Genomic DNA, 12,207 nt, shown 5'->3' on the forward strand with positions numbered 1-12,207 from the left:
CGGGAGCCCAGCAGCCCCGGACTGAGCTCCAGCTCCCCCGGGAACTCACGGCAGTAGACTGCAGCTGATGACTACTGCCACGCTCAGCGCCTTCCTCTGGTCCACGCTCGCCCTTGCCGCGATCCTGCTCGTCGCCGTGGTCTGGCTGGGCGTCACCCATCACCGGCTGCGCCGCCGCACGGCAGAGCTCACCCAGGAACTCGAGGTGAAGCCCTCCGAGGGGTCCGATGCTGCGGGGCGCCTGGTCGCGGTGGTCGTGAACACCATCAAGGACTCCGCCGACGACGTGGTGCGCCAGATCCACTCGGCCTGCTCGCGTGCCGGAATGCCGGCACCGCTGGTGATGGCCTCGAGCGCAGAGGACCCCGGCCATGAGATGACTCGGCGGGCCCTGAAGGCCGGCGCAGTCACCGTCATCGCCGCCGGAGGCGACGGCACCGTGCGTGCCGTGGCCGCCGAGCTGGCAGGCACCGAGACCACGCTGGGCATCGTGCCGCTCGGAACCGGAAACCTCTTCGCCCGCAATATCGGGCTGCCCTTCCAGGATCTGCGGGCCTGCGTGGATGAAGCCCTCCACGGCCGCAGTCACCGGGTGGACACCCTTGACCTGAGCCTGGAACGGGCGGACGGCAGCACCGAGGAGGAGAACTCGCTGGTCATCGCCGGCGGCGGGCTGGATGCCGAGGTCATGGGAGACACCCGCGATGCGCTGAAGCAGCGCGCCGGATGGCTGGCCTACGGCGAGGCTGGGCTGCGTCACATCATGGGTTCGCGTTCCAGCATCACCATCTCGGTCGACGACGGCGAGGCGCAGCCTCACCGGGTGCGTTCGGTCCTGCTCGCCAACTGCGGCTCCCTGCAGGCCGGCATGCTGCTGGTGCCTTCGGCCAAGTTCGACGACGGCCACATGGATGCGGTGCTCTTCACCCCCCGCCACGCGTGGGACTGGGCGAGGATCATGGCCAAGACCGTGACCCGCTTCGCAGCGGACATTCCAGTGATGACCGTGCGGCAGGCCAAGCGCGTCACCGTCACGATGGACGAGCCGATGCCGTTCCAGATCGACGGTGACGCCGTGGGTGAGGTCATCAGCGTCTCAGCGCGGGTCCGCCCACATGCCCTGGTGGTCAACGGCGTCTCCGTCCGCGGCATCCAGGAGGAGGCCCCGGACGAAGACACCGAGTCAGACGAGGCTCCGGATCAGGCCGATGAGCCGAAGCTCACGAAGGGCCGGATCACCAAGGCGCCCCAGGGAGCCTGAACAGCTCCCCGGGGCACCAGATGGTCGTTCAGCTCCGCTGAGCGGAAGGAATCAGAGGCCTGCTGATTCAAGGATGCCGCGGCACTCCTCGAAGCTGGCGTCATCCTCCCAGGCGGACGCACCTTCAACATGTTCGACCAGCGTGCGCTGGATGATGCAGTAGGTGGGCTTGCGCTCGTAGTCACCTTCATGCACCGTGGCGTCACCCTCGCCGGGGAAGGTGTTGGGCACCCAGCTCTGCGCATCCAGGGTTCCCCAGATGGTGAAGGAGTTGCACAGGCTCACCTCCAGGCAGGCCTGCAGCACCGTGGCGTAGCGCTCCGCGGCGCCAGCCCGGTCCTCCGGTGACATCATGTCGTTCTCATCGACCTCGCCGCGCACGTCGATCTCGGTCACCGCGGTGTGGATGCCCAGATCGTCGAAGCGCTGCAGGTTCTCCTGATAGCTGTCGTCGAATCCGTACTGCATGGACAGGTGGGTCTGGGCACCGAAGCCGTGCACCGGCACACCGCGCTCGAGCTGCTCGCGGATCAGGTCGTAGTAGGCATCCGCCTTGGCGTTGAGGCCATCGACGTTGTAGTCGTTGTAGAACAGCAGCGCCTCCGGGTCCTCTTCGTGGGCCCAGGTGAAGACGTCGTCGAGGATCTCGGGGCCGAGCTCACGGATCCAGATGTTCTCGCTGTCGCGGATGCTGGCAGCCTCGTCGTCCTGGAAGATCTCATTGGCCACGTCCCACTGGTCGATGCAGCCGGCATAGCGCGAGACCACGGTGCGGACATGGTCTTCGAGGATCTCGCGCAGCTCAGCCTCGGTGAAGTCACCCTCCTCGAGCCAGTCCGGGTTCTGCGAGTGCCAGGACAGGGCGTGGCCGCGCAGGTCCATGCCGTTGGCCTCGGCAAAGGCGACGACGGCGTCGGCCTGCTCGAAGTCATAGACCCCCTGCTCCGGCTGGACGAACTCCCACTTCAGGTAGTTCTCATGGGTCACCGATGAATACTCGGAGGCGAGGTGATCTCGGTAGGGCGGATCGGAGGGGAACGGATCGGGGTAGTCGGCGTCGGAGTGGTGTCCGCCGCCCGCCGCGATGTTGCCGATCCGCAGGTCATCGGGGGCCACACCGGCCAGGGAGTCGCGATCCCAGGACCCTTCGGCTTCCCCGCCCTCCGGGGCGAACTGACACTGGGTCTGCCCGGTCGAGTCCTCTCCCCCGCCGTGGCCGGGACCCTTGCCCTTGCCCTTGCCCTTGCCCTTGGCGTGATCCGGGGGCCCGGGCTGACCTGCATGGTCAGGCTTGCCGGACTGACCTGCATGGTCCGGCCTGCCGGACTGACCCGCGTGATCCGGCCTGCCGGACTGGCCCGCGTGATCGGGGCGCCCCTGGGACTTCTGGCCTGCCTTCTCAGCGCCCTTGGCGCTGACGCCTGCATCCGCAGTCAGCGTGGTGGCCTGCTGTGCTGGGACAGCTCCGGCCATGGTGGGCGTGCCGAGCGCGAGTGCGCCCGCACAGACCACCGCGGCGGTCAATGTTCGTCGGTTCGATCGGGTGAACATGCATTCTCCTCGTGGTCGCCATTGACGTGCATGGACGGCGGCGTATGCCGCGATACAAGACGGTGACCCGAGACAGCCATCCTTGGGGAGGCGCTGATCAGAACTTATGCGCCACCGGAGGGCCAGGTTGTGATCCAGGACACCATTTTGTATTACCAGAAGACTAAAAATTCATCAGCGCTGTGTCAACGCTCACACCGCATTTGGACAGGAGTGGAGACCTTTTGGCACATGTCGACGACGACTGATCCCACTCACCCGGCACCCGCCCTCGGCTCCGCCGAGTGCGGGGCCCGCGCCGGGCTCGCTTACGCGTGTCTCAGCGAGCTGATCCCACTCACCCGGCTCCCACCCTCGGCTGCGCCGAGTGCGGGGCCCTCGCCGGGCTCGCTTACGCGTGTCTCAGCGAGCTGATCCACGCGGCCGCGGCGGTGAAGGCTTCGTCGGAGACTTCTGCTGTGAGCAGCTGGGTCTTGCGATCCGCACGGGGGTAGGACCCGAGGAACCGGATTCCGGGCGCGATCCGATGGATCCCGGCCAGCGCGTCGGCCACGCGCGCCTCCTCGATATGACCCTCGAGATCGATCGAGAAGTAGTACTGCCCCAGACCGTCACCGGTGGGTCTGGACTCGATCCGGCAGAGGTTCACCCCCCGGGTCGCGAAGTGCTCGAGCAGCTCCATCAGGGCTCCCGCCCGGTCCTGTGGCAGCGGGATCATGATCGTCGTCTTGTCCGCCCCGGTCATCGGCGGGATGGCACCGGGCCGGGAGACCAGTACGAACCTGGTCACCGCTCCGGTCACATCTTCGATGCCGCGCTGCACCACGCTCAGGCCCAACTGCTCGGCCACCAGCGGCGAACAGACCGCGGCGTCGGCCACGGGGGTCTCTTCCAACAGCCCACGGGCCGCAGCGGCGGTGGAGGAGGCGGGCACGAACTCGGCGTCCGGGATCGCGGACTCGGCCCAGCGCCGCACCTGGGCCCAACCATGAGTATGGGTGGAGACGCTACGGATCTGGTCCAGGGCCAGCGGGGCTGGGGCCGCCAGCACGAAGCTGATCTCGACCAGCTCCTCGCGCAGGATATGCAGCTCGTGGGCCACCGAGATGGCATCCAGGGTCGCCGTGACCCCGCCCTCCACCGAGTTCTCGATCGGCACCATCGCGGCGTCGACCTCACCGGATTCGACGAGGTTCAGAGCGGTCAGCACCGAGCCGGCGGGCACGCGCTCCGCCTGGTCCGCACCGGGCACCTGCAGCAGGGCGGCCTCGGTGAAGGTGCCCGCGGGCCCGAGGAAGGAGTACCTCGACGCGCCGGTCGCGGACTGCGCGGCGACGGTCGCGGCCGGGTCGGCGGAGCGGCTCATCGAACCTGAGGCGCTTCGCCGGTGGAGGACTCCATCGGACGCCCGGCCTCGAGCCAGCCTCCCATGCCGTCGGCGACGAACACCGCGGAATAGCCCTGAGCGGTCAGCCAGGCTGTGATCTGCACCGCACGCCCACCGGTGCGGCAGATGACGTAGTAGTCCTGATCCGGGTCGAGCTCCGCCTCGAACCGTGCCGGGACCTCATCGACCGGCATGTGAAGGGCCTCCGGGGCGTGACCCTCGGCGAACTCGTAGTCCTCGCGCACGTCCAGCAGCGCGGCATCGGCGGGGACCTCTGCGGCGCGGACGGTCTCGAAATCTGCCATCTGCGGCCTCCTCCAGTGCGGAATGATCTTCTCTGCTGCGCTGTCAAGACTAGCCCCTGCCAAGTTCCGTCCGCATAGAGTGAGCCCATGGTGCATCCAGCCGATCCCGCCCCACACAGCCGAGCACCCTCTCGGCGCCCCACGCCCGTGCTGACCGACTTCCGCGCCGCCAGCGCCCTCGCGTGGCGCCGGGACCTCGTCGCCGGTGAGGTCTCCGCCGTGGAGCTCACCCGCACAGCGATCACCGCCGCCGCGTCGCAGAACCAGCTCGGCGCCTACCTCCACCTGGATCCGGAATCGGCGCTGCTGCGCGCCGCGGAGATCGATCAGGTCCGCCGCACCGTGCTCGACTCCCGGTCAGGTTCGGCCCGGAGCGCCGCCAGGCAGGAGCTTGCGGCGCGGGCGCCGCTCCTGGGGATGCCCACCGCATTCAAGGACCTCCTCGACGTGGCCGGGATGCCCACCACCCGTGGCACAGCGGCCCTTCCCGCGCGGACCCCCGCCCAGGACGACCCCCTCCCCCGCCGGGTCCACGCCGCGGGGGCGATCAGCATCGGCAAGACCCAGGTCCCCGAGTTCGGGCTGCCCTGCTATTCGGAGAATGAACTCGCCCCGGCGGCACGGAACCCGCTGGCGCCGCAGCGCACCGCGGGCGGATCCACCGGAGGCGGCGCCGCCGCGGTCGCCGCGGGCATGCTCCCGATGGCGCCCGGCAGCGACGGCGGCGGTTCCGTCCGCATCCCCGCGGCCGCCTGCGGCCTGATCGGGCTGAAACCCGGGCGCGGACGGCTTCCGGATGACAAACAGGCCCGCAGCGTGCGCAACCTGGCGGTGTCCGGACCGATCGCCCACACCGCAGAAGATGCGGCCCTGCTCTTCGACGTGATGGCCGGCCACCGCTTCCACCCCTCCTCCGAGGCGGACGGCCTCCCCGCAGGCCCGGCGCTGCGCCAGGTGCGTCACGCGCTGAACCATGGGATGGACCAGCTGAGCATCGGCGTGACCACAGAATCGCCGTTCTCCCCTGACCTGGACATCGTCCTTGCCGAATCGGCAGTCCTGGCCCTGGAACAGGGTCTGGCAGCCCTGGAGCAGCGTGGACACATCGTGGAGGGCAGCAGCCACTGCACCGGCGCGGAGGCCTTCTGGCCCGAGGACTACCACCGGCACTTCCAGGCGCTGTGGACCACCCCGCTGGGGGAGCTGGATCCGCCGGTGGAACAGCTGGAGGCTATGGCCCCGCTGACGCGCTACTTCATCGAGCTCGCCAAGCATCGCCCGGAGAAGCAGACCCGGGACTCGATCGCCGCCCTGGAGCACTTCTCCGCCGACGCCGAGGCCTTCATGGGCCCCTGGGACATTCTGGCCACTCCAATGCTGGCCTACGCGCCGCCGGAGATCGGATGGTTCGCCAGCCTGGATCCGAAGGAGAACTACCGGGAGCAGTGCCGGTTCACCCCCTACAGCTCGGTGGTCAACGTGATGGGTCTCCCGGCGATCAACGTCCCGACCCACACCGACGCCGAAGGGCTGAGCTGGTCGATCCAGCTGATCGGACGCACCGGGTCGGAAGAGCAGCTGCTGGCGCTGGCCGGCACCATGACGCAGGGCTGAGCGGCCAGGGACTTCGGGCGAGGGCCGACCCTCGGAGGCGGCCGCGCAGACGACAGCGCCGGGTTCGATGTATCGAACCCGGCGCTGGGAATCTCTCAACTCCGCGGTGAGCGGAGCGGTGAGGTCAGATTCAGTTGTTCTTCTTCAGACCTTCAGCGAAGCCCTTGACGCTGTCCTTCGCGTCCTGAGCAACATCCTTCGCCTTCGCCTGGTTCTTCTGGCCCTTGCCTTCGGCCTCGGTCTCCCGATCGCCGGTCAGCTTGCCGAAGCCCTCTTTGGCGGAGCCGGTAGCTTCTTCGGTCTTGTTGCTCGTCTTGTCATCGAGTCCCATGGGTGACTCCCTTCATCGGCGGACAGGTCTCTGGTCACGTTACCGACCGCGCTCAGTGCTGTCACCCGGATGGGAAATTTTCCAGGGAATTCACAGCCAACCGATGCCGCGTCGACACCTAGTCGTCGCGCCGCTCCGGTTCGGCAGCGGGCGCGCGGCGCTCGGCCTCGGCATCAGTCTCGGCCTCGGTCTGGGAGGCAAGGTCCTCGGCGTTGAAAGGAGTGGCCAGGGCATCCTCGTCCTCCGTGGCGAAGCCGACGTCGGTGCCGCGCCACCGGGCGATCGCGCTCATCACATGATGGATGGCCAGGGCGGCGAAGCTGCCCAGCGCGATGCCCTCGAAGACGATCTCGCCGAAGACCATGGTGAAGTTCGCGATCGCGATGATCAGCGGCACACCGGCGACGGCGAGGTTGATCGGGTTCGCGAAGTCCACCCGGTTCTGCACCCAGATACGCACCCCGAGCACTCCGATCATGCCGTAGAGCACGGTCCCGGCCCCGCCGAGCACCCCGACCGGCACGGTGGCGATGACTGCGCCAACCTTCGGCAGCAGGGCCAGGGCGATAGCGAAGAGACCAGCCACCCAGTAGGCGGCGGTGGAGTAGACCCGGGAGGAGGCCATCACGCCGATGTTCTCGGCGTAGGTCGTGGTCCCGGAACCGCCGCCGGTGCCGGCCAGCATGGTCGCGGCGCCATCGGCCATCAGGGCGCGGCCGGTGACCGGATCGAGGTCTCGCTTGGTCATCAGCGCCACGGACTTCACGTGCCCGACGTTCTCCGCCACCAGCACCAGCACCACCGGGATGAAGAGGCCCAGCACGCCGATGTGAAAGCTTGGAGTGGTGAACTCCGGCAGGCCGACCCAGCCGGCGGAGCCGATGCCGGAGAAGTCCACCTCGCCCCGCAGCACGGCCACCAGGTAGCCGATGACCACCCCGAGCAGGATGGAGAGCCGACCCAGCAGCCCACGAAAGAGCACGCCGGCCAGCAGCATCGACACGATGGTGATCGTCGCGGTCACCGGCGCCTCGTTGACATTGTTCCAGGCGGCAGGCGCCAGGTTCAGCCCGATCAGCGCCACGATCGCGCCGGTGACCACCGGAGGCATCAGTCGCTGGATCCAGTGGCTGCCGGCGAAGTGCACGATCAGGCCCACCATCGTGAGTCCGAGTCCGGTCAGGAAGATCCCGCCGAGAGCTCCTGACATGCCATACTGCGCCGTGGCGGCACCGACCGGAGCGAGGAAGGCAAAGGAGGAGCCGAGGTAGCTGGGGATGCGACCGGCCGTGATGATCAGGAACAGCACGGTCCCGACGCCGGAGAAGAACAGCGTGGTCGAGGGCGGGAATCCGGTGATCAGCGGCACCAGGAAGGTAGCCCCGAACATTGCGACCACGTGCTGCATGCCCACGCCGGTGGTCTGCAGCCAGCCCAGCCGCTCGTCGGGGGTCACCACCGCGCCGGGTCGGACCGTCTTGCCGTCACCGTGGAGCGTCCAGCCAAAACCTGGCAGGCGGCTCTTCTTCTGCGTAGTCATCACAGCCACCTTAGCTTCACCTGAGCACCGTCAGCGCAGGCCCTGAGCATGGGACACGTCACGTTCCGGTCTTTAGGTATTCATAAGTTGAATCACATGATAATTACATTCGCAGTATTTCATCGCGAAGAAGTCGTCCAGACGCCAGTGCCCCTGGTACGACTGGGATGCGACGGCACCGATAACCCCCGCACTAAACTTCTCCGAGCCCTCTGGGTGAGGATTTCACCGCATATTCACGAGGTTCTCGGTTGAATCTCAATGTTGGCTCACTACTGTTGAGGTCGATGCCTGAGACCGCAGATACTCCTGCCCAGAACTCCACCGACGCCTCCACGGGCTCGGAACGAGTTGAGATTCGCACGCCCACCGTGGCGGACGGCACCTCCCTGTGGAGGCTCGCCGCCGGAACCGGCGTGCTGGATGTGAACACTCCCTACGCCTACATCCTGTGGGCGCGGGACTTCGCCGAAACCTCGGTGATCGCCGAGGTCGACGGGGAGCCCGCGGGATTCATCTCCGGATTCCGACGTCCGAGCGACCCAGAGACCCTGTTCATCTGGCAGGTCGCCGTCGACTCCCGCTTTCGCGGCCGCCGACTGGCCTCCCGGATGCTGGGCACCCTGGTGGACTCGGTCGCCCCGCGCCGACTGGAGACGACCATCACCTCCGACAACGCGGCCTCGATCGCGCTGTTCACCGGCCTCGCACGAGACAAGGGAGCCGAGATCACCACTGCTGCGCTCTTCACCGAAGCCGACTTCCCCTCAGCCGACGAGTCTGGCGAGGTCCATGCCGCCGAGGACCTCTACACGGTGGCTCCGCTGAGCTGACCGGCTGACCGACAGACCTCTATTGAGCACGCTCGCTTCGCTGCGCCGCCTCAGGCGGCCACGCCGTCGCTCCGAGTGACTATCCCGCCCGACTTCCCCGGAACGTAAGGACAGATGAGCACCATGGCTACAGACATCTTTGACACACGCGAATCCCAGGTCCGCAGCTACTGCATGAACTGGCCCGCCACCTTCGCCAAGGCCTCCGGCCCCTACCAGTGGACCGAGGACGGCACCCGCTACCTGGACTTCTTCTCCGGTGCCGGCGCCCTGAACTACGGGCACAACCACCCCGAGCTGCGCGACCTCGTGGTGGACTACGTCGCCAACGACGGCGTCACCCACTCCATGGACATGAAGACCCCGGCCAAGCGGCGCTTCCTGGAGACCTTCGAGCGGGTCATCCTGGAACCGCGCAACATGGACTACAAGGTCATGTTCCCCGGCCCGACAGGCACCAACACGGTGGAGGCGGCGCTGAAGCTCGCCCGCAAGGTCACCGGACGCCAGCACATCCTGTCCTTCACCAACGCCTTCCACGGCATGACCCTGGGTGCGCTCTCGGTGACCGGCAACTCGATGAAGCGCCGCGGCGCCGGCATCCCGCTGACGAACTCCTCGAAGATCCCCTATGACGACTACTTCGACGGCGATATGCCGGACTTCCTGTGGCTGGAGAAGATCCTCGAGGATTCCGGCTCCGGCGTGGACAAGCCCGCCGCGGTGATCGTGGAAACGGTCCAGGGCGAGGGCGGCCTCAACGCCGCCCGGATGGACTGGCTGAAATCGCTGGCCGACCTGCTGCGCCGGCACAAGATCCTGCTGATCGTCGATGACGTCCAGGCAGGCTGCGGACGCACCGGAAAGTTCTTCTCCTTCGAGGAGGCCGGCCTCTACCCGGACATCGTCTGCGTGTCCAAGTCGATCTCCGGCTACGGCCTGGCCATGGCGCTGACCCTGTTCAAGCCCGAGCTCGACGTCTGGGAGGGCGGGGAGCACAACGGCACCTTCCGCGGCAACAACCTCGCCTTCATCACCGGTGCCCGCGCGCTGGAGCTCTTCTGGGCCGACGACAGCTTCCAGAACCAGCTCGCCGAGCGGATCGCCGAGCTCAACGAGGGGCTGAAGCGGATCGCCGAACACGTCCCCGGCTCCTCGATCCGGGGACGCGGATTCCTCACCGGCATCCACTTCCCCAACCCCGACACGGCCGGCAAGGTCGCGGCCGAGGCGTATAAGCGTAATCTGCTGGTGGAGACCTCCGGACCGCAGGACGAGGTCATCAAACTGATGCCCGCGTTGAACATCGAGTCCGAAGATCTGCAGAAGGGCCTGGCCATCATCGAGGAGTCCCTTCTCGCGGCCACCGGCAACCTCGGAGAGCCTTCCCGCCTGCGAGCACCCCGGTAAAACCCTTCGCCCCCGCAACCTGAGCCGCCACTGATCGGAGATCTGCGTGTACACCTTGAACATCGACGCCCTCAACGGCACCGACCGCGACATCCAGCAGGAGAACTGGCGCTCCCGGCGCATGGTCCTGGCCAAGGAGAAGGTCGGCTTCTCGCTGCATGAGACCACGCTCTACGCCGGCACCACCAATGAGTTCTGGTACGCCAACCACGTGGAGGCCGTCTACTGCGTGGGCGGCAAGGGCACGCTGACCGACCTGGAGACCGGAGAGAAGTACACCATCACCGATGGCTTCCTCTACATGCTCGACGGCCAGGAGAAGCACCGGGTCGAGGTGGAGGAGGAGATCCGCGTGGTCTGCGTCTTCAACCCCCCGGTCACCGGCCGCGAGGTCCACGATGAGAACGGCGTCTACCCTCTGATCCTCGAGGACGACAACGCCTGATCCGCTGAACAGCTGAGCTCTTCGCTGCGCCGAGTCGCAGCGCACGACGGCGCCGGCCCGCCTGAACCACGCAGAACTGACGTGGATCGGGTGGGCCGGCGCCGTCGTGCGTGTCTGGGGTCATCCAGCTGGCAGGCCGTGGCGCCCTGCGGGCCCGCCAGGACGGCTGGAGGGGGAGAGCCGCTTTTGGACTTCTGCCGGGAGCTGTGATGTGATGCACAAGACATGTGACCCATCACACGTGAGTCTTGTGTCACCACAATCACCTTCACTACGGATCGTCGGGCACGTACCTGCCCGTGAAAGGGACATATCATCATGGCTTCTGTGACCTATGCCTCCGCCAGCCGGATCTATACCCCGGGCGCGCGACCGGCCATCAATCAGCTTCAGCTCGAGATCGCCGACGGCGAGTTCCTGGTCCTGGTGGGACCCTCCGGCTGCGGCAAGTCCACCGCTCTGCGCATGCTCGCCGGCCTCGAAGAGGTCAACGAGGGAGCCATCATGATCGGCGGCGAGGACGTCTCCCACGTCTCGCCCAAGGATCGCGACATCGCGATGGTCTTCCAGAACTACGCGCTCTACCCGCATATGTCCGTGGCCGAGAACATGGGCTTCGCACTGAAGATCGCGGGCGTCTCCAAGGAGGAGCGGGCCGAGCGGGTGAAGAAGGCCGCTGAGATTCTGGACCTGGTCCCCTACCTGGAGCGCAAGCCCAAGGCGCTCTCCGGCGGTCAGCGTCAGCGTGTGGCCATGGGCCGCGCGATCGTGCGCTCCCCCAAGGTCTTCCTGATGGATGAGCCGCTGTCGAACCTGGACGCCAAGCTGCGCGTGCAGACCCGTACGCAGATCGCCGCACTGACCCGCGAGCTGCAGACCACCACCGTCTACGTCACCCACGACCAGGTCGAGGCCATGACCATGGGCGATCGAGTCTGCGTGCTCAAGGACGGAGTGCTGCAGCAGGTCGACTCCCCGCGCAACCTCTACGACACACCCGCCAACGTCTTCGTGGCCGGCTTCATCGGCTCCCCCGCGATGAACCTGTTCCAGGTCAAGATCCAGGGCCAGGGCATCGTCGTGGGCCAGGACGTCATCCCCATCCCCGACGGCCACCTGGACAAGGCCCACGGCGACCAGGTCATCCTGGGCGTGCGTCCCGAAGACATGGAGCTCACCAGCGACGGATCCGGCCTGCCGATGACCGTGGACCTGGTCGAGGAGCTGGGCGCCGACGCCTACATCTTCGGCACCCCCGACGGCATCAACACCTTCCAGCCCTTCATCGTCCGGGTGGACGGACGCCGTCCCCCCATGCGCGGCGAGCGGGTCACGATCAAACCGAACCCGAACCATGTGCACCTGTTCGACGTCGAGAACGGCCTGCGCCTCAACGGCTATGTCCCGGAGCACACTCCGCACGCCTCACTCTCCGACGTGGAGGCCCTGGCCGACGCAGAGGACTGATTTTGAGTCCAGCATCGCCCCAGGTCACAAGGGATTGACCGCTCTGAAGCCGGGGGTCGACGC

11 protein-coding genes are annotated in these 12,207 nt (G+C 67.1%); 6 read left to right on the top strand and 5 right to left on the bottom strand.

Annotated features, from left to right (window positions below; genetic code table 11):
- Positions 1 to 67 precede the first annotated feature (67 nt).
- Positions 68 to 1,261 carry a diacylglycerol/lipid kinase family protein gene (locus tag I2487_RS07430; protein WP_207171257.1) on the top strand — a complete coding sequence of 398 codons (1,194 nt, stop codon included), beginning with the start codon at positions 68 to 70 and terminating at the stop codon, positions 1,259 to 1,261.
- 51 nt (positions 1,262 to 1,312) lie between these two features.
- Here I2487_RS07430 and I2487_RS07435 read toward each other — a convergent pair whose 3' ends face one another.
- The 3 genes from I2487_RS07435 to I2487_RS07445 all read right to left on the bottom strand — a co-directional run bounded on the left by I2487_RS07435 (position 1,313) and on the right by I2487_RS07445 (position 4,504).
- Entirely contained in the window at positions 1,313 to 2,812 is a 1,500-nt protein-coding gene (locus I2487_RS07435) for an endo-1,4-beta-xylanase (RefSeq protein WP_207171256.1), read from the bottom strand.
- 391 nt (positions 2,813 to 3,203) lie between these two features.
- Positions 3,204 to 4,178, bottom strand: a complete 975-nt coding sequence (pheA, locus tag I2487_RS07440; RefSeq protein ID WP_207171255.1) for a prephenate dehydratase — start codon at positions 4,176 to 4,178, stop codon at positions 3,204 to 3,206.
- The gene (locus tag I2487_RS07445) at positions 4,175 to 4,504 is read right to left on the bottom strand and encodes a rhodanese-like domain-containing protein (protein WP_207171254.1); all 330 of its coding nucleotides are present in this window, start codon (positions 4,502 to 4,504) and stop codon (positions 4,175 to 4,177) included. The genes pheA and I2487_RS07445 overlap by 4 nt, the downstream gene beginning before the upstream one ends.
- Before the next feature lie 87 nt (positions 4,505 to 4,591).
- Between I2487_RS07445 and I2487_RS07450 the strand changes: the two genes are divergently transcribed.
- Positions 4,592 to 6,118: an amidase gene (locus I2487_RS07450; protein WP_207171253.1), complete on the top strand. Its 1,527-nt coding sequence runs from the start codon at positions 4,592 to 4,594 to the stop codon at positions 6,116 to 6,118.
- A 130-nt stretch (positions 6,119 to 6,248) separates the two neighbouring features.
- On the opposite strand, the gene I2487_RS07455 is transcribed toward I2487_RS07450, so the two are convergent.
- Together I2487_RS07455 and I2487_RS07460 are read right to left on the bottom strand one after the other, a co-directional pair.
- Positions 6,249 to 6,449, bottom strand: a complete 201-nt coding sequence (locus tag I2487_RS07455) for a CsbD family protein (protein ID WP_036475668.1) — start codon at positions 6,447 to 6,449, stop codon at positions 6,249 to 6,251.
- A 118-nt stretch (positions 6,450 to 6,567) separates the two neighbouring features.
- Entirely contained in the window at positions 6,568 to 7,989 is a 1,422-nt protein-coding gene (locus I2487_RS07460; protein WP_207171252.1) for a uracil-xanthine permease family protein, read from the bottom strand.
- Between the two features lie 287 nt (positions 7,990 to 8,276).
- On the opposite strand from I2487_RS07460, the gene ectA reads away from it, so the two are divergent.
- The 4 genes from ectA (at position 8,277) to I2487_RS07480 (ending at position 12,144) form a co-directional block, all read left to right on the top strand.
- Positions 8,277 to 8,822: a diaminobutyrate acetyltransferase gene (gene ectA, locus I2487_RS07465; RefSeq protein WP_207171251.1), complete on the top strand. Its 546-nt coding sequence runs from the start codon at positions 8,277 to 8,279 to the stop codon at positions 8,820 to 8,822.
- Positions 8,823 to 8,945: 123 nt separating this feature from the next.
- On the top strand, positions 8,946 to 10,232 hold the full coding sequence (gene ectB, locus I2487_RS07470; RefSeq protein WP_207171250.1) for a diaminobutyrate--2-oxoglutarate transaminase: 1,287 nt from the start codon (positions 8,946 to 8,948) through the stop codon (positions 10,230 to 10,232).
- 46 nt (positions 10,233 to 10,278) lie between these two features.
- Positions 10,279 to 10,677: an ectoine synthase gene (locus I2487_RS07475; RefSeq protein ID WP_106122196.1), complete on the top strand. Its 399-nt coding sequence runs from the start codon at positions 10,279 to 10,281 to the stop codon at positions 10,675 to 10,677.
- Between the two features lie 318 nt (positions 10,678 to 10,995).
- Entirely contained in the window at positions 10,996 to 12,144 is a 1,149-nt protein-coding gene (locus I2487_RS07480; protein WP_207171249.1) for an ABC transporter ATP-binding protein, read from the top strand.
- Positions 12,145 to 12,207: the final 63 nt, after the last annotated feature.

Origin of the sequence: Nesterenkonia sp. E16_10 (assembly GCF_017347085.1) — a bacterium.
Classification (GTDB): Bacteria; Actinomycetota; Actinomycetes; order Actinomycetales; family Micrococcaceae; genus Nesterenkonia.